The following is a 24,882-nucleotide window of genomic DNA, read 5'->3' on the forward strand; positions in this document are numbered from 1 at the left end:
AGAAAAACACCTCCACATTGATTATTTCAGGTTTAAATACCCGTTATTCAATGAAAGGTGTTTTTATTTGTCTCATGTTATTAGGTCAGTCCCAATTTAACGATGTAGATGTTTTTTTTATGTAGAAATCTGTAAAAATACTTGATGTATGAAATGTTTGGCCGATAAAGTAGATAGGAGGTGGTGTGTGAATGGATATCGCAGCGTTATCAATTGCCATGAATCAAGCAAATTTAATGCAAAATGTATCTTTAGCTGTTACAAAGCAGGCAATGGACATGCAACAACAAAATACAGCACAACTCGTAGAAATGTTAGATGCTCCACATCCGACTGCAGGACATACAATTGACATTCAAGTATGATAATGGAAAGGTAGCTTGAAGTTGGGAGCTACCTCTATCTTTGTATTCAATAAAGTAAAGTAAGTTGTGAAATCAATTGGGAAAATACAACTTTTTGAATAAGAAATCTAGCAATAGATGAGCTATACTATTCATGAATAATACATACGTTTAGGAGGCAGGAATAGTTGAAAAAAATATCATACATACTAGTAGTTCTTTTGCTTATAATGGTAGCGTTACCAACAGGACATTCTGTAAAAGCTGCCCAGCAAGTAACTGGAACATTTGTTGATGTTACTTATTCAGAGTATACAAATGCAAATGGGGAAGTAGAAAAACAGCTTAGTAAAATTACATTACAAAATAATAGCGGACGTACAGTCACATTCAACATCAACAACGATGTCTTACTTTATATTAATAATACAGAAACAACGATTGACGGCTTTAAGATGGGCATGAAGGTTGAGGCGGAAGTATCACTTCGACGTGTAGTGGCTTTACGCGGAACTTCAAATGTCTCTGAAGAATCGACAACCGTTGCGCAAAACTCGAAAACAATCGCAGGTGTCGTAACAAGTATCGACCCAAAAGGTATGTACATCATGGTGAAGCCGGATGTTGGGAAAGAAACAACTTACTATATTAATAAAGACACAGCATATCAAAAAAATTCATCCGCTGTTGACATCAGCTCGCTGTATATCGGTGATCGCGTCAAGCTAAGGCTAAACAATACTGGTACATCTATCGTTTCGAAGGTAGAAATTAGTGTGTCTGGCACATTGGTTGAAAATCTGTATAAAGGCGAAATTCAAACAGTCAATGCAAATAGTAATAAACTTACAGTGAAAAATCAACACGCTTTAGAGAATTGGCAATTTGGAAATGGGCCAACCTCAGAACTGTCTACTATGTCTTTCACTTCAAAAGTACCTATCTATGTTGGCAATAAAAAAATAGAAAAAGGTCAGTTGAAAAATTACATTGGTAGTGAAGCGTATTACGCAACTGTAAAGCAATTTGGTAAGGAAGTTATCGAGAAAATTGTTGTCCTTCAAAACAATGAACGTACGTACTATGAAGCAATGACAGCTGTAGATACAAGTTATCAGTTCTTAACGCTAAAATCAGCAGGTCGTATGTATTATCATGATGGTTCAATTTTAATTCGTAACGGAAGATTAATTGAACCAACAGGCTTAATGGCTTACGGTACAGCATTTGTTGTCTCTGATGGTGCGGTCCGTGATCATTATGCACAAGTGGTTCAAGTAACTAGTGATAGTTTTATGTCACCAAACTTAGCAACACATGATCTATACTATGGAAAATTAGTACAAGCTGATGGCTATTTAATTGAAATAGACGATGCTATAAAGATTGAATCGAACGTCTTTAAAGATACAGATGGGCAAGTGCTATCGATTAGTAATTCGACAAAGGCAAAAGTTAATGACGATGCCAAAACGTATACAATCGTACCTGATATTGAATTATACCTTTACGAAGACCAATACGGTTACTTCTATGTGAAGGATGGTCATGTACAAGCAATTCATATCTTAGATAATTCAACACCAGTGGCACAGCGTATGCTAGTTGGTAAACTTCAATCAGTAAAATCGACGTTCCCGGCAGTGATTAATGTGAAGAGTGTTAGTCAATGGATGAACGGAAGCTGGTACGAAGCAGGGGAAGTAATCGATATGGATATCGATCAAGCAACAATTATTAAAGCAGGCAAAGTTATTCAGCCTTCTGACTTAAAACCATCAGATCGTTTAGTAGTTATGTCGAATAATTTTGTAAAAGGGTACTTTATTTTAGTCGATTAATAGTGAAGACGGCATGTGGAGATTCTTCACATGCCATCTCCGCTTTCAATTCTAGTAAATAGGTTGAAAGATGAAAGAGAGGGACAACATCTCATGAAAAAGTATATAAAAAGAATTTGTATATCATGTCTTGCTCTCATCATCATGATGATGGGAATACAAGTAGATGCATCAGCTGCATCACCAGAAACAACTGGAGCAGTAAAAAATGAGTATACATATGAAGAAGCCGTATTTATCTCAGGGAAACCAGTCGTATTTACAGGCACAAGTAAAAATGTAAAAATCACAGAAAAAGAATCTAAGGGAAAAATTACAGAAACGTTTAATATGAAACTAACTTCTAGCAGTGGTGATACGCTTTCACGTACGGTTTCATATGAATCTGATGTAGTCGATCACACAACGATTGGTCAAAAAACGGCGAATGGTGTAGTGAAAAAATATTCTGAGAAAATTGTCATCGCTGGTGTAACGTACACTTTAGCAGATTTTCAATTTTCACAAGGTACTGTAACGGATAATCGTGCAGCATCTGATTACTACTCAGGAAATGTTATTTCACGAAAAACGTATACATCATCAGGCAAGAAAAACCAACCTACTAAAACAATTACTATCGAAACAGATAGTCGTCATGTAGGATATGAGAACTTCTGGGGTGCGACAGAAACGCAAATTACAGAAATGGTCATTTCGAATAGTGATGGGACAACAGGGCATGTGAAAAACCGCTTATCGACTAGTAAATCACGAGTTTTAAACTACGAAGATAATCCTGCTGATTTATCAAGTTTTGATGGAGGCTACGCAGTAGTAAGTGAAAAAGATGTTCTTTCTGAATATACGTATAATTTAGGGTCAGGTTCAACAGGTACACTAGACTTAAATACAGAATATATGCCGACGATTGAACGTCTAATTATTCCGAAGTTCCGTGATATATCAAATCATTACGCGAAGGATGGGATTGAAAAATTATATTCTTTAGGAATTTATGAAGATGCAAGTAACTTCTTCTCGCCAAACACGCCGATGAAACGTGCCGATTTTACAATTGCAATCGGGAAAGCGGTCGATTTACGTGTAATGGAAGAAAAGAAATCGAAAAAACCTACTACTAGTATTTTTAAAGATGTTAAACGCACAATGAAGGACTACGCATATATTGAATCTGCAGTAAAAAAAGGCATTATCAAAGGTGTAACGCCAGACTACTTTAAACCAGATAACCCGATTACTCGTGCGCAGGCAGCTGCCATTTTTGTACGAGCGTTAGGTCTAGAAAATAAAGCACCAAATCCAGGCTATGTTACAAAGTTTACAGATGATGCCCAAATTCCAGATTATGCTCGTGATGGTATTTATATCGTTAACGAATTAGGGTTAATGACGGGCGATCCAGTAACTGGAAGATTCAATCCGAACCAATCATTAACACGAGCACAGGCTTCGGTAGTGTTAGAGCGCTTCTTAAATTATTTAGAAAATGACCTAAAACAAAATCATAGAGACGATGTACTATTCTTCGACTAGGGAAAGGATTTGAATAAATGAGACATGTGAAAAAAGCACTTTTATTACTATTGTGCTTCGTGCTAACATTTGTCACTGTTGTGCCCGCAACGACACAAGCAGCTACGAATATTCAAGATGTTCCTACGACAAATAGTAAATATGGAGCAATTTCATGGGCAATCAACAACGATTTAATGTCGACAAATGGCGCAAATAATTTTTTGCCAGACGGACAGGTTGCTGAACGAGATGTCGTGACGATGTTCTCTAAACTGGATAAAAACTATGCGTTAACTTACAACGAGAGTGTTGCTTATAACTTCTATAGTGAATTTTACTTACCGTTGGAAGGTACATTTGTTGCATCGAATCGTTCGAAAACAATTACGCGAGGACAGTTTGCACGTATTTACGCTGCGTTTAAAGGCTTAGATTTAGACGAGCCTCAAGCGGTGCAATATCTATATATTAATGATATTTCAACAGGATCTACTGGCAAAAAAACATTTGCTGATTTTAATCCATCTACAAAGCTAACACGTGGCGATTTAGCAGTATTTTTATATCGTGGCGTACAAAATGCATCATTTGCTGTACAAGGCTTAAAGAAAGCGGCATCTGGGCGCGACAATGACAAAATCACATTACCACCGGGCTTCATGGGTTCAACAGGTGGGGAATTTGAAGAGCCTAATGATAATGACAACGATTTTGTAGGGCCTCCATATGTAAACAATGCGCTACAATCGATTGATATTGAAAAACCAGATTTAATTGCAAACGATGAAGATAGAACATTAATAACAGTTTCATTAAAAGCATGTAATGGTGACCCGATCGCCGATGATAAATCGTATACGTTCCGTGTAACATCTACACATGGTGCAAAGATTGTCGATGCAAGTGGGGAAACTGTTCGAAATGTTCAATCAGATGGTTCGAGTGTTTCTGCCATCGTTGTTGCACCGGCGTTAACAAAATCTGCGCGTGATGTAATTTCTTTTGAATTAATAAACAACACAGATCCAAGTATGAAATGTCTTGTTGGAGAAAAGTTAAATGCTAATGTTCGTTACGCACCAAAGGCAGAAATGCGCATTAACTTTGAAGTCTATGATCCGAAAAATTTAGATGATACGGAGGGAGGCTTACCAAAACCACCCGTAGAGCGTCCAAAATTACCTGAATACTTTACAGAAAACCTTGTTGATGTGCACTGGATTGATCCGGGTGAAAAGAAATTTAGTATCGGGCAGCAAACAAATGTAACGAATGCTTTAGGCGTAGTTGAAAATAAATATTTGCAATACGGCGGCAATGATGCAACCTATCCAGCACTCGGTTACGAAGGAGCGCAATTACAATTTGAAAACTATGATATTTCGGTGTATTTGTTTGAAAAAATACTCGATTATCGTTTAAAAAATTCGGTGACAAAACCAGCTAAGACCGAAATCATGTATATGATTAATGACCAAGGTCTTCCGATTTATCGTATCCAAGGAATTGATGATGCGATTGCTTCACAAGTAGAAAATATCAACCCGGTAGGCTCGATTATCCAATTAATGAGTCATATGCCGGAGGAAAAAAAGCTAACAATCGAGCATTATGATAGTGTCATAGCTATCTATAATATTTTAAGTAATTTAAGTAACTATGACCGTACTGTATTGCTTAAATATCAAGGTGGTAAATTACTAGGTCAAGTAGAAGCATATAAAAAACGTGTTGAGGCGTTGAAGGAAAGTGCTGAAGAAGCAGCAAGACCAAATGGGAAAGACCGATATACAAAAGTAATGGTGACACTTGTAAGTCCTGGTGGAGATATTGTGACGGACTATCAAGGTACAGTGAAAATTACATTTGATGGTGTCGAAAAAACAGCCTCATTTGTAACGAACACATCAGACTACTTAACAGGCACGGGTCATCCAGGTACAGCTGTTGCGTATTTTGATTCGATCATTTACGGAGATTCAAAAATAGAAGCAGAACTAGTCAACAAAGTTGATCCACGTTATGCAATGATTTTAAAGGACATCACAAATAAAACGATTTCCAAACAAATTTTCACAAATCCTTACTTCTCAGAAAATGTATGTTCGCTAGCTTCTGAAGTAGCCTATGTAGTTGATTATTCTGCATCGATGCGTGCAGTTGACCCAACAAACTATCGAGGTAAAAAGACGGATGATTTAATCAAACAGATTAATGCGAAAAATAATATTGTTATTAAAACGAACACTAAAGCACGAGTATTAGGAGAAGGCGATACATCAACGGTATTAGCACGTAACTTATTCGAAAATGAAAAAGACGCTGGTGCTACAGATATTTTTACTGGTGTAAAACTAGCAATGAGTAAGTTCTCAGCTGATCAGAAAACATCAAAATCAATTGTAGTTGTGTCGGATGGAAAAACAAGCAGATCAAGTTTGAATGAAACAATTGCTGCAGCAAAAAAACAAGGGATTAAAGTTTATACTGTGAGCATGGGTAAAAAATCACAAATTAATGAAAAAGTATTGAAGCAATTAGCTGATGAGACTGGCGGAACTTACTTCCATGCTTCAAATCAAATGCAATTCCATAAAGCGTATCAAACAATTATTGACTCGATTTTATGTAAAAAAGTATATCCAAGCTGTTTAAATGGTGGAGATTTATTTGATTCATCGACAGTAACAATACGTAAAGGTATTATTACGATGAACGCACGTATTCCTTCTGATTGCCCAGGCGTTGACCGTGTTGTTGTGCGTTACTCGTCTGTCAGTGGTGATATTCAGTTTGATTTAACGAAGCGAAGTGATAGCGTCTTTATGTTGACGAAAAATGTACAGGTTATGCAAGATTTCAAGATCAATACAGAAGTTGAATTTATCGCTTACGATAAAGACAATAATTTACTATCATCGAAAAAGGTGAAAGTTTCAAATTAATAGGTAAGTTTAGCTGCTCCTAGTATTTTTCTAGGGGCAGTTTTACTTTTATTGCATTTAATAAGAAAATGAAACGTCATAATGGGTGCAATTATGCAAAGACTTAACTAATCTAAACAGATATATTGAAACCGACTGTTTAGTTTGTTACACTCAGTTTATAATAATTCTAATGTGGTAATTTTTACATGACATGTTCACAAATATATAGATGAACAGTTGTCGAACTATGCTATAATATTATTTATGAATTAGAACGTGTGAGGTGTTATTCATGCATACCATCGTAGTAGGCTTGAATTATAAAACAGCGCCTGTTGAAATTCGTGAGCAGCTGTCATTCATTGAGAGTGAGCTACCACAGGCAATGGAAGCGCTACAAAAACAAAAAAGTATATTGGAAAACGTCATTATTTCGACATGTAACCGCACTGAAATCTATGCGGTGGTAGATCAGTTACATACAGGGCGTCATTTTGTGAAGCAATTTTTAGCTGATTGGTTCAATTTGCCGGTGGAGACTTTTTCTTCTCATTTATTTATTCGAGAAGAGGATGCGGCATTAGAGCATTTGTTCAAAGTGACTGCAGGAATCGACTCAATGGTCCTTGGCGAAACGCAAATCTTAGGTCAAGTGAAAAAAAGCTTCTTGAATGGACAAGAAATTGGGACGACAGGTACGGTCTACAATCAGCTATTTAAACAAGCGGTAACTTTTGCAAAACGAGCACATAACGAAACAGCTATCGGTGAAAATGCGGTATCTGTATCTTATGCAGCAGTAGAACTTGCGAAGAAAATTTTCGGTTCATTAGGGCGTAAGCATGTTGCAATTTTGGGCGCTGGAAAAATGGGTCAGCTTGCGATTGAAAACCTATACGGTAGTGGTGTTGGCAAAGTCACAGTCATTAACCGTACGTTTGAGAAAGCGGAGAGTTTAGCTGCAAAGTTTCACGGAGAGGCAAAATCGATGAAAGAATTACAATGCTCGCTGTTAGAAGCGGATATTTTAATTACGTCAACTGGTGCGACAGATTATGTCATCGATTATGAATTGATGGAATTTGTCGATCGACTGCGTAAAGGTAAGCCATTGTTTATGGTAGATATTGCGGTGCCTCGTGATATCGATCCGCGGGTAGGGGATTTACCGAATGTGTTCTTATATGATATTGATGATTTACAAGGCATTGTTGAAGCGAATTTAGCTGAGCGTGAACGAGCTGCTTCTGACATAACACGAATGATTGGCAAAGAGATTGTGCAGTTTAAAGATTGGTTTGCAACACTTGGTGTTGTACCGGTTATTTCAGCACTACGTAAAAAAGCGAATCGCATTCAAGAAGAAACGATGATGAGCATTGAAAATAAAATGCCAGAGTTAACGGATCGTGAACGTAAGATTTTAAGCAAACATACGAAATCTATAATTAATCAGTTATTAAAAGAGCCTATTTTGCAAGCGAAAGAAATGGCGAATTCACCAAAAGCAAATGAACAGTTACGTTTATTCCAACAAATATTTGGTATTGAAGATGAAGTGGAAGCAGAAGTTGATGCGATGAGCGAGCAAAAGCTACAACTCAAAGAGCATGTGCAGCATCAGGCATCTATGCAACCAAAGTACTCTTTATAAATGAATTTATATGAGGCGTTTTCGTATCTGTGTGGTAAACTAATGATACGAAAACGTTTTTATTTTTTAAAAATGTCTAGGCTAAAGCGCCACACCCTCGAGGTCGTTTCGAATTCTCAGTTGAAAGTGTAAGTGTGTACTTTCAACTGAGAATTCTCCAACGCTTGTCGGGTGTAGACGGGCGCTTTGGCACTTTTCTACATGAAGAAGGGATGTCTATTGGCTGATTTGACAACGACAAGGCTCTATGAAGTAATGATCGTCTTGTATGCGATCAGTCTGGTATTTTACTTTACCGATTACTTTTATAAGCAAGTTCGTGCAAGAAGAATTGCCTTTTGGCTTGTATCATTTGTATGGGTCATTCAAAGCGCAATAATATTACTAACTATTATTGAACTGAAGCGTTTTCCGATTTTGTCGTTATATGAAGGAATTCTCTTTTACTCATGGTTACTCGTGACGTTATCGATTATTCTTCATTGTATTGCGAGAGTGGATTTACCGGTATTTATCATTAATATACTAGGCTTTGTGTTTGCTAGTATTTTCACATTTATGCCGAAACGACCAACGGGGGCAGTAGGGGAGACATTAATCTCGGAAATGCTTTTTATTCATATTTCGTTTGCGATTTTATCGTATGCGGCATTTACATTAGCATTTGTGTTTTCGACATTGTATTTAGTGTTATATCGCTTATTAAAGAAGAAAAAATTGACGCATTTATGGTCTCGTTTGCCCTCTTTACAGCAAACTAGCGATTGGATAAATGTATCGTTTTTTGTTGGGATTCCATTGTTATTTGTAAGTTTAATTTTAGGATTTGAATGGGCACTGTTATCGTTAGATAGCTTATTTATTTTTGACGCTAAAATTATTGGGTCCCTTATATTATTAATACTTTATTGTTTTATTTTATATGTGAATCGTAAAGGTAAGCTGACAGGCACAAAATATGCGTGGTTGCAAATCTATGCTTATTTATTGGTTATTGCCAATTTCTTTTTAGGTAGTAGCTTATCGCGATTCCATTTATGGTATTAGGAGAAAGGTTGGAGACTGTTGAGAAAAATTATCGTAGGTTCAAGAAGAAGTAAGCTAGCATTAACACAAACGAATTGGTTCATTAATGAACTTAAGGCTGCTGGAGCACCATTTGAATTTGAAGTAAAAGAAATTTTGACAAAAGGCGACCAAATCTTAGATGTACAATTATCAAAAGTTGGTGGTAAAGGTTTATTCGTTAAAGAAATCGAACAAGCACTTTACGACAAGGAAATCGACTTTGCGGTACATTCTATGAAGGATATGCCTGCTGTACTACCAGAGGGCTTAGTCATTGGCTGTATCCCACCACGTGAGGATGCACGAGATGCGTTTATTTCAAAAGGACATGTGAAATTTGTAAATCTTCCAGCGGGAGCTGTTGTCGGTACAAGTTCACTTCGTCGTAGTGCACAATTATTGACGGTACGTCCAGATATAGAAATCAAATGGATTCGTGGTAATGTCGATACACGTTTAGCAAAGCTTGAAACAGAGGATTACGATGCAATTATTTTAGCGGCAGCGGGATTAAAGCGTCTTGGCTGGAGCGATGATGTTGTAACTGAGTTTTTATCTATTGAAGACTGCCTACCAGCAGTTGCACAAGGTTCTTTGGGTATTGAATGCCGCAAAGATGACGAGGAATTATTAGCTGAATTAGCTAAACTTACGGACGGTGCAACATGGCAAGAAGCGCATGCTGAACGTTCATTTTTAGCGGCTATGGACGGCGGCTGTCAAGTACCTATCGCAGGGTATGCCAAAACAAATGGGGAACAAATTACTCTTACAGGTTTAGTTGCAGCACCAGATGCTTCGGTTATTTATAAAGAAACTGTCGTAGGCTCTGATGCAGAGACGATTGGTAAAGAGCTTGCAGCTATTTTAACGGAGCAGGGAGCCTTTGATTTAATCCAACGTGTGAAGGCAGAGCAAGATGCACAATAATTTACCTTTACAAGGTAAAATGATTATTTTAACTGGCACATCTAAAACGAGCACAATCATCGAAGATATTACAACGCTAGGTGGTCGAGTAATAGTTACCCCATTGATTGAAACTTGCGAACTTATAGATCAAAATGATGGTGTGCAATTAGAATATGCACGCCAATTTAACTGGCTTATTTTTACGAGTCAAAATGCAGTGGATGCGTTTGCGAGTAAGATAAAGAGATTTAATCTAAGTGCACAGCATTTTCAAGGGAAGATTGCGTCGATCGGTACAAAAACAACAGAGGCTTTAGAAGCATTAGGTTTTAGAGTTAGCTTTATGCCATCTGTTTTTAGTGCTGATGTGTTTGTCAAAGAATTTCCAAACGTGGCAGAAGATAACCCTACTTGCTTGTTTATTCGCGGGGAAAAAGCGAAGAAAACTTTAAAGGAAGGGTTGCCATTTGAGCTAAAGGAATGGACGATTTACGAAACACTTGAACGACATGATCACAAGCAAATTATTATTAATTGTATTCGTGAAAACAAGGATGTTACAGTTATCTTTGCGAGTCCATCGGCGGTGGATGTTTATGCATTAGATATAGCATCTGTTGTTGGCTGGGAAGCGGTTCGTATAGCTGCAATTGGTCATATTACTGAAGCGGCCATTACGAATCACGGTGCTAAGGTAGATGTGAAGCCAAGTGTATATACGATGCAGGCTGTACTAGAGGAATTAACGAAAGTAGAGGAACAGAGAACATGACTCAATTACAATTTCAAAGACATCGTCGTCTTCGCGCAAATGCTACTATGCGCGCTATGGTAAAAGAAACATACTTACACAAAGCGGATTTAATTTATCCGATATTTGTCATCGAAGGCGAAAATATTAAAAATGAAGTATCTTCTATGCCAGGTGTGTTTCAGTTTTCATTAGATAACTTAGGTGCAGAAATCGATGAAGTCGTTGCTTTAGGTATTCCTGCTGTCATTTTATTTGGCTTACCGGCAGAAAAAGATGCGGTCGGTTCTGGTGCCTACCACGATCATGGTATTGTGCAAGAGGCTACACGTCTTGTTAAGGAACGTCATCCAGAGCTTCTTGTCATTGCAGATACTTGTCTATGTGAGTATACAGACCATGGCCATTGTGGTGTCATTGAAGGAGAGCAAATTTTAAATGACCCTTCATTAGATTTGCTTGCGCGTACAGCAGTATCTCAAGCACAAGCTGGTGCTGATATTATTGCGCCGTCGAATATGATGGATGGCTTTGTTACCGCTATTCGTGCAGGATTAGATGCAGCTGGCTTTGAACATATCCCAATTATGTCTTATGCAGTAAAATACGCTTCAAGCTATTATGGACCGTTCCGTGATGCTGCTGATGGCGCACCTCAATTTGGCGATCGTCAATCGTACCAAATGGACCCATCAAATCGTCTAGAAGCTTTCCGTGAAGCAGAATCTGATGTAGCTGAAGGTGCTGACTTCTTAATCGTTAAGCCTGCTCTTAGCTACCTAGATATTATTCGTGATGTTAAAAATAACTTCACATTACCAATCGTTGCTTACAACGTATCAGGTGAGTATGCAATGGTAAAAGCAGCTGCAATTAACGGCTGGATTGATGAGAAAAAAGTTGTGCTTGAAACATTACTAGGTATGAAACGTGCAGGTTCAGATTTAATCATTACGTATCATGCAAAAGATGCAGCACGCTGGTTGGAGGAGAAATAAATGGCTCGTTCTTACGAAAAATCAAAACAAGCATATGCTGAAGCGGTAAATCTAATGCCTGGTGGTGTTAGTAGTCCAGTACGTGCATTCAAATCAGTAAATATGGACCCAATCTTCATGGAATCTGGTAAAGGTGCAATCATTAAAGATATTGATGGCAATGAATATATCGACTATGTATTATCATGGGGTCCACTTATTCTAGGTCATACGCACCCAGAGGTTGTACAAGCTATTGCTGAAACAGCGGCAAAGGGTTCATCATTCGGTGCACCAAGCTATACTGAAAATCGCTTAGCTAAATTAGTATTAGACCGTCTGCCTGCCATGGATATGATTCGTTTCGTATCTTCAGGCACGGAAGCGACGATGTCAGCACTTCGTGTTGCACGTGGTGTTACAGGTCGCGATAAAATTTTAAAATTCGAAGGTTCTTACCACGGTCATGGGGATTCTCTGCTTATCAAGGCAGGATCAGGTGTTGCAACACTTGGTTTACCAGATAGCCCGGGAGTACCTGCAGATATCGCGAAAAATACGCTAACAGTAGCATACAACGATCTAACGTCTGCTAAAGCTGTATTTGAAAGCTTCGGTTCAGAACTTGCTGCAGTTATCGTTGAGCCAGTTGCTGGGAATATGGGTGTTGTACCACCACTACCAGAATTTTTACAAGGCTTACGCGACTTAACAAAAGAACATGGAACGATTTTAATCTTTGATGAAGTGATGACAGGATTCCGTGTAGATTACGGTTGTGCACAAGGCTATTTCGGTATCGAGCCAGACATGACTTGTTTAGGTAAAGTAATCGGTGGTGGACTGCCAGTAGGTGCATTCGCAGGTAAAAAAGAAATCATGGAGCAAGTTGCGCCAGCAGGTCCTATTTACCAAGCGGGTACACTATCAGGCAATCCACTTGCCATGACAGCAGGTTATGAAACATTATCTCGTTTAGATGTAGGCACTTATGATTACTTCAAAAAACTAGGCGACCAATTAGAAGAAGGTTTCCGTGCCGCAGCAACGAAATATAATATTCCGCATACAGTTAACCGTGCAGGCTCAATGATTGGCTTCTTCTTCACAAATGAAGATGTTATCGACTTTGCTTCTGCAAAAACTTCTGACCTACAATTGTTTGCTGAATATTTCCGTTTAATGGCGGAAGAAGGTATTTTCCTACCTCCTTCACAATTTGAAGGGTTATTCATCTCAACAGCACATACAGAAGAACATATTGCGCAAACAGTGGAAGCATTCCATAAAGTATTTGCCCAATTAGCACGCTAATATATCTATAGTTTGAAAGCCATCCATTTTGGGTGGCTTTTATCTTTTTTTAAAGTTGTTAATAACTCGGCTCATCACCATAACTTGAGGTTGATTTCCGTTCCGGCTGGGCGCTTTCCGGGGGGCGTCCAGCCTTCACTCCAATCAACACGCATTTTAAAATCAATAAGTTCTTTAAGTAAATAAAATTCCCTACTTTTGGAGATTAACCTAATTTTCCCTTAATTTATCTTTCTATATTGTGTAAAGAATAGTATTGTTATGTTTATACAATGATGTCTATTTATACTAAAATATAGAATAAAGGAGTGGGTTATGACGGCTAAAAAAAAGATGGGTTTAATCATTTCGCTTGTACTAATTGTCACTTTAATAGGGATTGTCGTGAAAAATGAGTTTGCAAATGACCAAACATTTAACGCTCTGATTAAAAAAGAAGACGGAACAGAGCAAATAGCATATGAAACTAAACTCGTTCGCTTCGATAAATCTGAAACCACATTGGAGGATTATAAAGGTAAAATTCTTGTTTTGAACTTTTGGGCATCGTGGTGTGGACCTTGTATAAATGAGGCTCCTGACTTAAATGAATTTTATAAGAAAAAACCGAAGAATGTGGAATTCCTCGCGATCAATATGACTTCAAAAGAAAAAGGTGTTGAATCTGTGGAAAAATTTGCGGATCAATATAATATTAAGTTCCCTATTTTCTTAGATGAGAAAGGTCTTTTACTAAAATCATTTGAAATTATGGGCTATCCTACAACAATAATTATCGATACAGATGGGGTTGTTCAATACAGGGTTCAGGGTGAAGTTAACCAAGATGAGTTGAATGAATTGGTGTCACAGCTTTAAGAGAATTACGATGCTTATTATTTGAGATACATAATTAAATGGCTTTTCACTCAAAACGTTGGACGATAAAAGTTCGACGTTTTTTAAATTTATTTGAAACGATTTAGATAAGTTGTTCGTTTAATTTTAACAGTAATAGGGAAAATAGTTATTTAACATGCCTACTATTTTTGGAAGCAGAATGGGCTACAGTCATGTTTTATGTTTAATAATTGTCTTCACTAAGAATTTTTTTAGAGTTCTACTGGTACTTCTTTAATATTTTTGTATGTTTCAGATCCTGTCTGCCAAATTTTATTCGACATAAATACTACTATTCTCATAAGCATTTTGTAAGCAAAATCGTTTATAATATAGCTATTCATAAAAGAAAGTAGTGAATTGATATGGCAACAGGCACACATATAGTAGAAGTACCCGTAACGATTGAAAACGTATGGGATTTCGTTAGCGATATGGAGAAATGGGCGAAGCTTGTCCCAGGTTATAACGCGCATACGATGATTAATGACAAACAGTCTACATGGACATTTAAAGGTAATGTCGGTGTATTGAAAAAAACGGTAGAAGTAGAAATTGATATTTTAGAATGGTCTGCACCATCTAAAGTAACATTCAACTTAAAAGGAATTTCTGATAATTTCACAGGTAATGGCTATTTCTTAGCAGAAAGTATTGATGAAAACAATACTCGTATGACAGGCTATTTAGAAGTGAATGCAGGGGGCTTAGCTGGTCCTATATTAAATCCGATCTTTAAGCCAATCGTGCCAAAAGCAACACAAATGTTAACTGATCGCGTAGCAAATAAAATTAAAGCATTACACGCATAATTACGCCAACGTGAAAAAGGAGGTGTCTCAAACCATGAGACACCTCCTTTTTAGCTGTCATACCCCTCATTAAAGCAACATATAATGCATGGGAGGGAATATTATCGAACATAAAACTTGGAATATGAGTGAGACTTTTTGTTTTCCTGGATATGGTTGCCCTACGGAAATTGCTTCTGTACAAATTACGCCCCAGTGGCAGGCTCAGCAACTAGAGGATTCATTGCGGTTAATTGGTATTTATCATGTGACAGCACATGTGCGTTTTGATTTCCAAGAAGAACATGCCATGGTGGATTCGGATGATTTGGTGAAAATAGATGCACTTGATCTTCAAGGAGATACCGGATATTTTGAATATGCGGTGCCATTACATGTTGATTTACCGAAAGATGCATCTATTGATAGTTTAATGGTGAAAGACATTCGACCTTCTCTAAATAACCAAACGTGTCAGCTAGAATGGACGATAGCGAGTACATTTAGCGAGACTGAGCAAGTAATAGCAGTTGCACATGTTGTTGAGGCACCGCCCGTACCTGTTGCGGAAGAAGTTGTGCTAGCAGTTGAAGAACAAGTTGTGCTGGCGAAAGAATCTGCGAGCCAAATTGTTATTCGGGAGTCTAGCTCATGGCAGCAGGAGGCACCATCAATGATTTGGGATTTGGAAGAAAATTACACATTGTTGAAAGTACGCCCGTCAAATAATGTCGTTCATTAGTAAATAGAAAAGAAGTATCAATAATAATAAGATTATAAAATCTCCAGTAGTTGGAATGATTATGACACGTACAAATTGGAAGGCGCAAATTGGTAAAATGATTGTTCGACAGTAAAAACGAATTTGTCGTAGCCAAGGTGGTAAAAACCAGGGATTGTATTTACGTCGCATATAAAATTTCACTTCCTTTCTAAGCTACTAGTCGAAAATATCTAAACTACTTGAAAAAATGCGTGCTATTGCGGTACAATGTGGGAAGTTAAATAGCGATGCATGGAAAGGGAAGAGTAAATTGCCCGCGCATTTATAGAGAGGAAACGGTAGCTGCAAAGTTTCCATTTGTGCACAATTGAAGGTAGCCCAAGAGCAGCTTTAGTGAACTAACAGTAGTTAAAGCCGGTTAAACACCGTTATCGAATTGAGAGCCGAGAATCGGTTTTGTTTAGGTGCATTTGTAGGCACTTGACTGTCAACCAACTCGGAATTAAAGGTGGTACCGCGAACTTAAAACTCCTTCGTCCTTTTGTAGACGCTAGGAGTTTTTTATTTGTCCAAAATAGGAGGAACAAACATGACAGAAAACATTTCAATGCCAACAAAGTATGATCCACAGTCGATTGAAACAGGTCGTTATGAATGGTGGCTGCAAGGTAAGTTTTTCGAAGCGAAACCTGAGAGTGGAAAAGAACCATATTCAATCGTTATTCCACCACCGAACGTAACAGGAAAATTACACCTTGGTCACGCGTGGGATACAACTTTACAAGATATTTTAATCCGTATGAAACGTATGCAAGGATATGATGCGCTTTGGTTACCAGGTATGGACCATGCGGGTATTGCAACACAAGCAAAAGTAGAAGCAAAACTTCGTGAAGATAATATTTCACGTTATGATCTAGGGCGCGAAAAATTCCTGGAAAAAACAATGGAATGGAAAGAAGAGTATGCTGGTCATATTCGTGAGCAATGGGCGAAGCTAGGTCTTGGCCTTGATTACTCTCGTGAACGTTTCACTTTAGATGAAGGTCTTTCAGATGCAGTAAAAACAGTTTTCGTTAAACTTTATGAAAAAGGTTTAATCTATCGTGGGGAACGTATTATTAACTGGGATCCTGCTGCAAAAACGGCTCTTTCTGATATCGAAGTAATTTATAAAGATGTTCAAGGTGCATTCTATCACATGAAGTACCCACTAGCAGATGGTTCAGGATACGTAGAAGTAGCTACAACACGTCCTGAAACAATGCTTGGTGACTCTGGTGTGGCTGTTCACCCGAAAGATGAACGTTATCAAGACTTAATTGGTAAAACAATTATTTTACCGATCGTTGGCCGTGAAATTCCAATTGTTGCTGATGAATATGTAGACATGGAATTCGGTACTGGTGTTGTAAAAATGACGCCAGCGCATGACCCGAACGACTTTGAAGTTGGTAACCGTCATAATTTAGAGCGTATTTTAGTAATGAACGAAGACGGTACAATGAATGAACTTGCTGGCAAATACAACGGTATGGATCGTTTTGAATGCCGAAAACAAATCGTTGCTGATTTACAAGAAGCAGGCGTGTTAATTAAAATCGAAGAGCATATGCACTCTGTAGGTCACTCTGAACGTACTGACGCAGTAGTGGAACCTTATCTGTCAGCACAATGGTTCGTAAAAATGCAGCCACTTGCAGATGCCTCTCTTGAACTTCAAAAAGATGAGGAAGGCAAAGTAAACTTTGTACCGTCTCGTTTTGAAAACACTTATTCTCGTTGGATGGAAAACATTCGCGACTGGTGTATTTCTCGTCAATTATGGTGGGGTCACCAAATTCCAGCTTGGTATCACAACGAAACAGGTGAAATTTATGTTGGAAAAGATGCACCAGCTGACGCTGAAAACTGGACGCAAGATGAAGATGTTCTGGATACTTGGTTCTCATCTGCGTTATGGCCATTTTCAACAATGGGTTGGCCAGATGAAGCAAGTGAAGAATTCAAACGTTATTACCCAACAAGCACACTTGTAACTGGGTATGACATTATTTTCTTCTGGGTGTCTCGTATGATTTTCCAAGGGCTTGAATTTACGGGCGAACGTCCATTCAAAGATGTATTAATTCACGGTTTAGTACGTGATGGCGAAGGACGTAAAATGAGTAAATCACTTGGTAACGGTGTAGATCCAATGGATGTTATCGAACAATACGGTGCTGACTCACTGCGTTACTTCTTAGCAACAGGCTCATCACCTGGTCAAGATTTACGCTACACAACTGAAAAAGTAGAATCGGTATGGAACTTTGCCAATAAAATTTGGAATGCCTCTCGTTTTGCATTAATGAACATGGACGGCATGACATATGATGAAATCGATTTAACTGGTGAAAAATCAGTAGCAGATAAATGGATTTTAACTCGTCTTAATGAAACAATCGAACGTGTTACTTCACTTGCTGAACGTTATGAGTTCGGTGAAGTGGGCCGTGAGCTATATAACTTCATTTGGGATGATTTCTGTTCTTGGTATATCGAAATGGCGAAATTACCAATGAATGGTGAGGATGAAGCGGCGAAGAAAACGACACGTTCAATTTTAGCGTACGTGTTAGATCAAACGATGCGTTTACTACACCCATTCATGCCATTTATCACGGAAGAGATTTGGCAACACTTACCGCACGAAGGTGAGTCTATTACAGTTGCTGCATGGCCAACAGTACGCGCTGACCTACACTTCGCAGAAGAAGCGGATAATATGAAACTGCTTATGGATATTATACGTTCAGTACGTAATATTCGTGCGGAAGTAAATACACCTATGAGCAAAAAAGTACCATTATTCATTTCAGCGAAAGATGCTGCGACTGTAAGTGTACTTGAAGCAAATAAAGCGTATTTAGAAAAATTCTGTAACCCAGAAACGTTGACAATTGGAGAAGGATTAGAAGCACCAGGTCAATCGATGACAGCTGTTGTTACGGGAGCTGAACTATTCTTGCCACTTGTAGGACTTATTAACTTAGAAGAAGAGATCACGCGTCTTGAAAAAGAATTAGAGAAATGGGCGAAGGAAGTTAAGTTAGTGTCTGGAAAGCTTTCGAATGAAAAATTTGTATCAAAGGCACCAGAAGCTTTAGTAAATGCTGAACGTGAAAAATTAGCAGATTACGAAAGCAAACATGCATTAGTATTAAAACGTTTAGAAGAACTTAAAAATATGTAAACACGTTTGGCAGCGGATGGCTTATTGGTCATCCGCTGTTTTTTTGCTATTTGTGTGTTTTGTAATGAAAAAGAGCTCTTGAAATAGGGCTAATTATGCATTATACTAGTTTGATATTAGTATAATAGACAAGGGTGGAATACATAAATAGGTAGGGCGCGAATCCTAGGGTCTAATGTATGAAGACTATTATAAATCTTACATACTATGATTGCCTGGTTATCAAAGAAAAGGATTTATTAATATTTCTCTTGGCTATTCTATCGTAATTAGAATGGCCTTTTATTATGCACTAAAGTGATGTTAAATCTTGGAGGTTACTGATGTCTGGAAATATAGGAACAATCATTGCGAAAGTAAATATGGCCTGTGACGATTTGGAATTTGTTAATGCGAGAGCAATCATAGAGGCAAATCTTCTTAAATTATCAGAAGCAAAATATTATAGACTCCTTAATACAAATGCGAAAGTGTTAATTAAGCATGTAATTACGGATAGTAAAGTAAACGATGGAACAAACAATAAATTAACACGTACAGATTTATTAACAATCAATAAAATTAATGAATATTGTTCGAACTTTGATATATCCATGTTGAAAAGAACATTAAAAAACTCTTTTGAATTAGTCCAAAGACCGGATGTTCATCCTCTTTTAAATAATGATGCAAAGATTATCCTAGATGATATGGGCGCTCTACTTGGAATGGAATATCAATTACAATAGTTATACCCAATAAAAAAACATGCAGCGACTTGCTGTGTGTTTTTAATTTGAATGCGAATAGAGTGTGTGCTAGGCAATTTTTGTACTAAAATAGAGCTATTGCATACATAAGGAGTGTTTGGTTTGTTTACAACGATGGAACAATGTACAGATTTTATTTTCAAATTAAAAGCAGTTGACCATAAACGTGCGCCACTAGTCATGATGCGAGAAGTGCTAGCTCACTTAGATAACCCACAGGATAAGATAAAAGCAATTCATATAGCAGGTTCTAATGGTAAAGGTTCCACTGTGAATGCACTACGTAAAATGTTTGAGGGGGCAGGCTATAAAGTAGGGGCATTTACATCACCACATTTAGAACGTGTCAACGAGCGCATGACAATTAACGGTGTACAGATTCCTGATGCGCAATTTTTGCAGTATATGAATGCGGTGGCACGTATAATTGAAACGCATTACAATGGCGATTATCCTAGTTTTTTTGAAGTGATAACGTTAATAATGTTCCTATATCTTGCTGCGGCACAAGTGGATTTTGCATTAATTGAGACGGGGCTTGGCGGACGTTTAGATGCTACAAATGTTATTACACCGCTTGTATCTATAATTACGACGATTTCGTTAGAGCATACTGCATTTTTAGGGGACACGTATGCAAAAGTAGCTTTTGAAAAAGCCGGCATTATTAAAGAAGGTGTCCCGGTTATTGTTGGGGTGAAAAATGAAGAAGCACTCGCAATCATTCGTGAAGTGGCTTCAGAACGTCATGCTGAGTGTTTCATCTTAGGTGAAGATTTTACGAGCACGACGCCACAGCAACTAGAAGGTATGCAGCAGTTTGATTATGAAAAAGCGGACATTAAGATGCAAGAAATTGCACTGAAAATGGCAGGTGCACACCAAGTGGCTAATGCTAGTCTTGCGGTGACTGCAATGTTAGTGCTACAAGAAAAGGGACATGTAAGAATAGCGGAGTCTTCTATTCGTACTGCACTACAAACAGCGCAGTGGGCAGGGCGCTTTGAGCAAGTTGCCCAAAATATTGTGTTAGACGGGGCGCATAATTCAGAAGGTACAGCAGCGCTTATCCAAACATTAAAAGACGTCTATCCAAATCGAAAATATAACTTTATCTACGCAGCACTTTCAGATAAGGACCATGTCAATAGTGTTGCGCTAATGGATAAAGTAGCAAATTCAATAGCTTTTACGCAAATTTCTTTACCAAATGCGATGCCTGCAGAGCAACTAGCCGCGTTATCACAGCATCCGAAAAAAGTGTATAGCTCAGATTGGCTGGGTGTTATTGATGCGGAAATACAGGGGAAAGAAGTTGATGACATTTTAGTCATTACTGGTTCGTTATATTTTATAGCGGAAGCTCGTAAATCGCTACTGGAGGTAGTTCGATGATTCCACAATTTGATCGATATAAAGAAAAATGGTCAGTACAAAGTGATGATGTCATCAAACCAGGACTAACGGCGATTCAAGAAGCACTATCATTGGTGGGAAATCCAGAGCAGAAGCTTCGTGTTGTGCATATTGCTGGTACAAATGGAAAAGGTTCTACCCTTACCTTTTTAGAAGCAATTTCGAAGGAACATGGCTTACGCGTAGGCAAGTTTATGTCGCCTTGTATTTTAGATGTGCATGACCAAATACAAGTGGCAAGTTTACCGATTACTACAGCTGAGATGGACATCGTATTTGAGCAAATGCGCAAGGCTGGACTAAGCGGAAAGTTAACAGATTTTGAATTGCTTACGGTTGCAGCATTCTTACATTTTGTGAATAGCCATGTAGACGTTGCGCTAATTGAAACGGGGATGGGTGGTTTACTTGATAGCACGAATGTGGTAACGCCGATTGTATCCATTATTCCAAGTATTGCGCTAGAGCATACAAAGTTTTTAGGGAACACAATTGCAAGTATTGCCCATCATAAAGCAGGTATTATTAAGCAAAATCGTCCTGTTATTATCGGTGAAATGCCACAAGAAGCAAAAGCTGTTGTTTGCGAGGAAGCACGTACACAAAAAGCACCGGTACTAGAGTTAGGTGATCAATTTTACATCGAGCCAACCACTGCTGGTGAAAAGTATACGAATGATGAAAACGGCTTAACATTGACGATTCCTAAAAGAAAAATGAAAGGGCAACATCAAGCCAATAATATGGCATTAGCGATTACTGCTTTTTTTGAGGTTGCTTCTGCATTAAACTTACCTGTGAATCTTCAAAGCATAGTAGCAGGTGTTCAACAGGCAACTGTGTTAGGACGGTATGAAGAAGTGTTGCCATATATTATTTTAGACGGGGCTCATAACCCTGCTAGTGCAGAGAAGTTAGTTGCAACGATACGTGAAGACTTGCCAGAAGAATCTGTGACATTTGTCGTTGGTATACTTGCCGATAAAGACGTAAAAGCGGTATTATGTCAGCTTGAGCAGGTAAGTGATTGTTTTTATTTCGTAGATATAGACAATCCTCGTGCTATGTCGGCAAAAGAAATGCTACAGCTTTCAAATGCTAAAGAAAAATATATTTTACAAGACGGTATTGCATTTATCGAAGAACAATCCCGAATGCACAATAAAACAATCGTATCGGGTTCTTTATACTTACTTGCAGAAATTCGAAGTGCATTGTCCAGCCGGAACGGAAATCAACCCCATACATGATGATGAATCCCTTTTAAAATAAATTGGGTATTTTTTGGATTGTTATTATGCTTATATTGAATAATAGCTAGTTAATGTGAAAGTTTATAAGTTGCAAAAAATTTATTAGCTTACATTTGGCAAATTATGAAGAATAGAAACGTTTTTTGCTACATACTAGCGATAAATTTTTTTAGACGAGACGACACGAGTCTCGTCTTTTTTTATGTGAATTTTGTTACGTTGAATGGAGAGGTGATGAACGCATGAAAATTGTAAGTCGTGGCATAAAAAAACAAGTGATTCAGGCAATAGTTATAGGGAGTATTGTAGGTCTTTTGGGTGTTGCTATATTTTTAGGCGTTCTCCAAACGAGTAATCAAGTAGCACTAAAAAAAGAGGATAGCGAAACTGAAAGCAAAGAGGAAATTATTCCAACTGCGGGTGATTCGTCTCCTTCATCCATGTTTTACGCTAGCCAGGCAGGTGTATTTTCAAATTATGAAAGTGCGAGTGCATTTTTAGCCGGGTATCCAGCCTTAAAGGAAGGTGCCATTGTGGATGTGGATGGGAAATTTTACGTTTGGACAAGTATGGTCCTTGATGAAAGTAAGTTAACGTTCTTAGAAGATCCACCAACGTTTAAAAAAGCATTTACTGTAGTCAATGAAAGTTGTACAGATGCAAAGATTGCCGAGCTACCTGGTGTGTTAGCTGATAAAAATGCAGCAAAATTAAATTTTCAAGAAACAGCAAATGATTCTACATTACCTGCTGATTGGCAATCTATCGGTACGGCAGTATCCAAGATATCAAATGATTTAAGCATTGTTCGCTTACATGTTTTTGCACACTATAAGTCGAAAAATGCCTGCTTACAAGTGAAATTTTAAACTGAAAGTATAGCGAAATGGATATTATCTCGTTTTTTTGAAAATTTTCAAAAGAACATTTCTCCGTTATGATGAGTGTTGAGGAGGAATGTAAAAAATGATGTTTGAAACAAATAAAAAGCTTGTGCTTGCTTCTGCTTCTCCACGACGTAAGGAATTGCTCGCTATGCTAGATGTCCCATTTGACATTGTGACGAGTGATGTGGAGGAGACAAGCGTACAAGCAATGACGATGCAAGAGTATGTGAAAGGTGTGGCATTGTTAAAAGCTCGCGATGTAGCGAAAAAAATTCCAACAGCGACGGTCATTGGTGCAGATACGATTGTCGTTTTTGACAATGAGCTTCTGCATAAGCCAACTACACGCGAGGAGGCTATTTCACACTTAACACGTTTATCAGGAGAACGTCATGCGGTCATGACAGCAGTTGCCATATTAGAACCAAATGGACAAGAAACGACTTTTGTGGAAGAAACGGCAGTCATTTTTAACAAATTATCACAACCATTAATCGAAGCCTATGTTGCTTCGGGTGATCCGTTTGATAAGGCGGGTGGTTATGGTATTCAAACGGCTGGCACACTTTTAGTTGAGCGAATTGAAGGGGATTATAACAATGTTGTTGGGTTACCACTTGCAGCGTTGTTTACGCAATTGGTAGCTCGAAATATTATCCAATTTGCGAAGGAGTGAGGCTTTTGCCTATAGATGTTTTACCAGAGATGATGATACGGGACGTACATATCGCAGATCGTCCGCGTGAAAGATTGCTACGGCAAGGGGCAATGAGTCTATCGAACCAAGAGCTACTTGCTATACTACTGCGCTCAGGCACGAGGGAGGAATCGGTACTTTCCCTTGCAAATCGAGTGCTCAGTTCATTCGAACGTTTACATCATTTAAAACATGCGACGATTGAAGAGATGATGACGATTAAAGGCATTGGTGAAGTCAAAGCGATTCAGCTACTTGCTGCTATTGAATTAGGACGACGTTTGTCACAAAAGCAAGTCGATGAAAAATATACGATTCGTTCTCCGCAAGATGCAGCTACGTACTTAATGCCTGATATGACATCGCTCACACAAGAGCATTTCGTATGCTTATTTTTAAATGTGAAAAATCAAATCATTCATAAGCAAACGATTTTTATCGGGAGTCTTAATGCCTCTATAGTGCATCCAAGAGAGATTTTTCGTGAAGCGGTAAAACGATCAGCGGCATCCATCATTTGTGCGCATAATCATCCAAGTGGTGTACCAACACCGAGCCCGGAAGATATTGAAGTAACGAAAAGAATTCAAGAAGCGGGTTATATTATAGGTATTGATTTGGTCGATCACGTGATTATCGGGGATCATCGATACATTAGTCTAAAGGAAAAAGGTTATTTTTAGTTCTGCAAGATTAACTTGCAGAGCTTTTTTTTATATTTAAGAAACTATTTACGTAATAGTACGTCATTGTAGATATATGATAGTATCGGTTGCTCACAAAAATTGGCAACATGTCAGGCGTTGTCTTACACGAAAAAAAATTATATGCTAATCTATGAACGCGAAAATTTTAGTAGAAAAAATAAATTAGTATGTTTTACGTAAGACAGTGCATGTGACACTATAAATTCTTGCGTTTTTGCGTTATAATGAGCGGTATGAT

General features: G+C 38.1%; 20 protein-coding genes and 1 other annotated feature. All 20 genes read left to right on the forward strand.

Translation table 11 applies throughout. The features are described from left to right. Nucleotides 1-191: 191 nt before the first annotated feature. Complete coding sequence (locus ACIQ2D_RS15780; protein ID WP_402865662.1) at nt 192-365, forward strand: YjfB family protein; 174 nt, start codon at nt 192-194, stop codon at nt 363-365. A 167-nt stretch (nt 366-532) separates the two neighbouring features. Further along, nucleotides 533-2,185: a hypothetical protein gene (locus tag ACIQ2D_RS15785; RefSeq protein WP_402865664.1), complete on the forward strand. Its 1,653-nt coding sequence runs from the start codon at nt 533-535 to the stop codon at nt 2,183-2,185. 93 nt (nt 2,186-2,278) lie between these two features. After that, nucleotides 2,279-3,721 (forward strand): S-layer homology domain-containing protein, encoded by a 1,443-nt coding sequence (locus ACIQ2D_RS15790; RefSeq protein WP_402865666.1) that lies wholly within the window; start codon nt 2,279-2,281, stop codon nt 3,719-3,721. Between the two features lie 17 nt (nt 3,722-3,738). Further along, entirely contained in the window at nt 3,739-6,648 is a 2,910-nt protein-coding gene (locus ACIQ2D_RS15795; protein WP_402865668.1) for a vWA domain-containing protein, read from the forward strand. A gap of 274 nt (nt 6,649-6,922) precedes the next feature. After that, a complete protein-coding gene (gene hemA / locus ACIQ2D_RS15800) occupies nt 6,923-8,284 on the forward strand; it encodes a glutamyl-tRNA reductase (protein WP_402865670.1) in 1,362 nt (453 codons plus the stop codon). Nucleotides 8,285-8,503: 219 nt separating this feature from the next. Then, nucleotides 8,504-9,331: a cytochrome c biogenesis protein CcsA gene (gene ccsA, locus ACIQ2D_RS15805; RefSeq protein WP_402865672.1), complete on the forward strand. Its 828-nt coding sequence runs from the start codon at nt 8,504-8,506 to the stop codon at nt 9,329-9,331. An 18-nt stretch (nt 9,332-9,349) separates the two neighbouring features. Then, the gene (gene hemC, locus ACIQ2D_RS15810) at nt 9,350-10,282 is read left to right on the forward strand and encodes a hydroxymethylbilane synthase (protein ID WP_402865674.1); all 933 of its coding nucleotides are present in this window, start codon (nt 9,350-9,352) and stop codon (nt 10,280-10,282) included. After that, on the forward strand, nt 10,272-11,036 hold the full coding sequence (locus ACIQ2D_RS15815; RefSeq protein ID WP_402865676.1) for a uroporphyrinogen-III synthase: 765 nt from the start codon (nt 10,272-10,274) through the stop codon (nt 11,034-11,036). Before hemC ends, ACIQ2D_RS15815 begins: the two co-directional genes overlap by 11 nt. Beyond that, a complete protein-coding gene (gene hemB, locus ACIQ2D_RS15820; RefSeq protein WP_402865678.1) occupies nt 11,033-12,013 on the forward strand; it encodes a porphobilinogen synthase in 981 nt (326 codons plus the stop codon). The genes ACIQ2D_RS15815 and hemB overlap by 4 nt, the downstream gene beginning before the upstream one ends. Continuing rightward, a complete protein-coding gene (gene hemL / locus ACIQ2D_RS15825; RefSeq protein WP_402865680.1) occupies nt 12,014-13,306 on the forward strand; it encodes a glutamate-1-semialdehyde 2,1-aminomutase in 1,293 nt (430 codons plus the stop codon). 315 nt (nt 13,307-13,621) lie between these two features. Further along, nucleotides 13,622-14,164 carry a TlpA family protein disulfide reductase gene (locus ACIQ2D_RS15830; protein WP_402865682.1) on the forward strand — a complete coding sequence of 181 codons (543 nt, stop codon included), beginning with the start codon at nt 13,622-13,624 and terminating at the stop codon, nt 14,162-14,164. A gap of 386 nt (nt 14,165-14,550) precedes the next feature. Then, nucleotides 14,551-14,997, forward strand: a complete 447-nt coding sequence (locus tag ACIQ2D_RS15835) for an SRPBCC family protein (protein ID WP_402865684.1) — start codon at nt 14,551-14,553, stop codon at nt 14,995-14,997. A gap of 88 nt (nt 14,998-15,085) precedes the next feature. Continuing rightward, entirely contained in the window at nt 15,086-15,718 is a 633-nt protein-coding gene (locus tag ACIQ2D_RS15840) for a valyl-tRNA synthetase (protein ID WP_402865685.1), read from the forward strand. Between the two features lie 265 nt (nt 15,719-15,983). Continuing rightward, nucleotides 15,984-16,244, forward strand: a binding site (T-box leader). 45 nt (nt 16,245-16,289) lie between these two features. Next, nucleotides 16,290-18,935: a valine--tRNA ligase gene (locus tag ACIQ2D_RS15845; protein WP_402865687.1), complete on the forward strand. Its 2,646-nt coding sequence runs from the start codon at nt 16,290-16,292 to the stop codon at nt 18,933-18,935. A 323-nt stretch (nt 18,936-19,258) separates the two neighbouring features. After that, a complete protein-coding gene (locus tag ACIQ2D_RS15850; RefSeq protein WP_402865689.1) occupies nt 19,259-19,663 on the forward strand; it encodes a hypothetical protein in 405 nt (134 codons plus the stop codon). Nucleotides 19,664-19,786: 123 nt separating this feature from the next. Continuing rightward, nucleotides 19,787-21,079: a bifunctional folylpolyglutamate synthase/dihydrofolate synthase gene (locus tag ACIQ2D_RS15855; RefSeq protein ID WP_402865691.1), complete on the forward strand. Its 1,293-nt coding sequence runs from the start codon at nt 19,787-19,789 to the stop codon at nt 21,077-21,079. Next, complete coding sequence (locus tag ACIQ2D_RS15860) at nt 21,076-22,350, forward strand: bifunctional folylpolyglutamate synthase/dihydrofolate synthase (RefSeq protein WP_402865693.1); 1,275 nt, start codon at nt 21,076-21,078, stop codon at nt 22,348-22,350. Before ACIQ2D_RS15855 ends, ACIQ2D_RS15860 begins: the two co-directional genes overlap by 4 nt. 245 nt (nt 22,351-22,595) lie before the next feature. Beyond that, nucleotides 22,596-23,222: a hypothetical protein gene (locus ACIQ2D_RS15865; protein ID WP_402865695.1), complete on the forward strand. Its 627-nt coding sequence runs from the start codon at nt 22,596-22,598 to the stop codon at nt 23,220-23,222. 100 nt (nt 23,223-23,322) lie between these two features. Continuing rightward, entirely contained in the window at nt 23,323-23,916 is a 594-nt protein-coding gene (locus ACIQ2D_RS15870) for a Maf family protein (protein WP_402865912.1), read from the forward strand. 32 nt (nt 23,917-23,948) lie between these two features. Then, nucleotides 23,949-24,620: a RadC family protein gene (radC, locus tag ACIQ2D_RS15875; RefSeq protein WP_402865914.1), complete on the forward strand. Its 672-nt coding sequence runs from the start codon at nt 23,949-23,951 to the stop codon at nt 24,618-24,620. Nucleotides 24,621-24,882: the final 262 nt, after the last annotated feature.

Origin of the sequence: Lysinibacillus sp. NPDC097287 (assembly GCF_044761695.1) — a bacterium.
GTDB lineage: Bacteria > Bacillota > Bacilli > Bacillales_A > Planococcaceae > Lysinibacillus.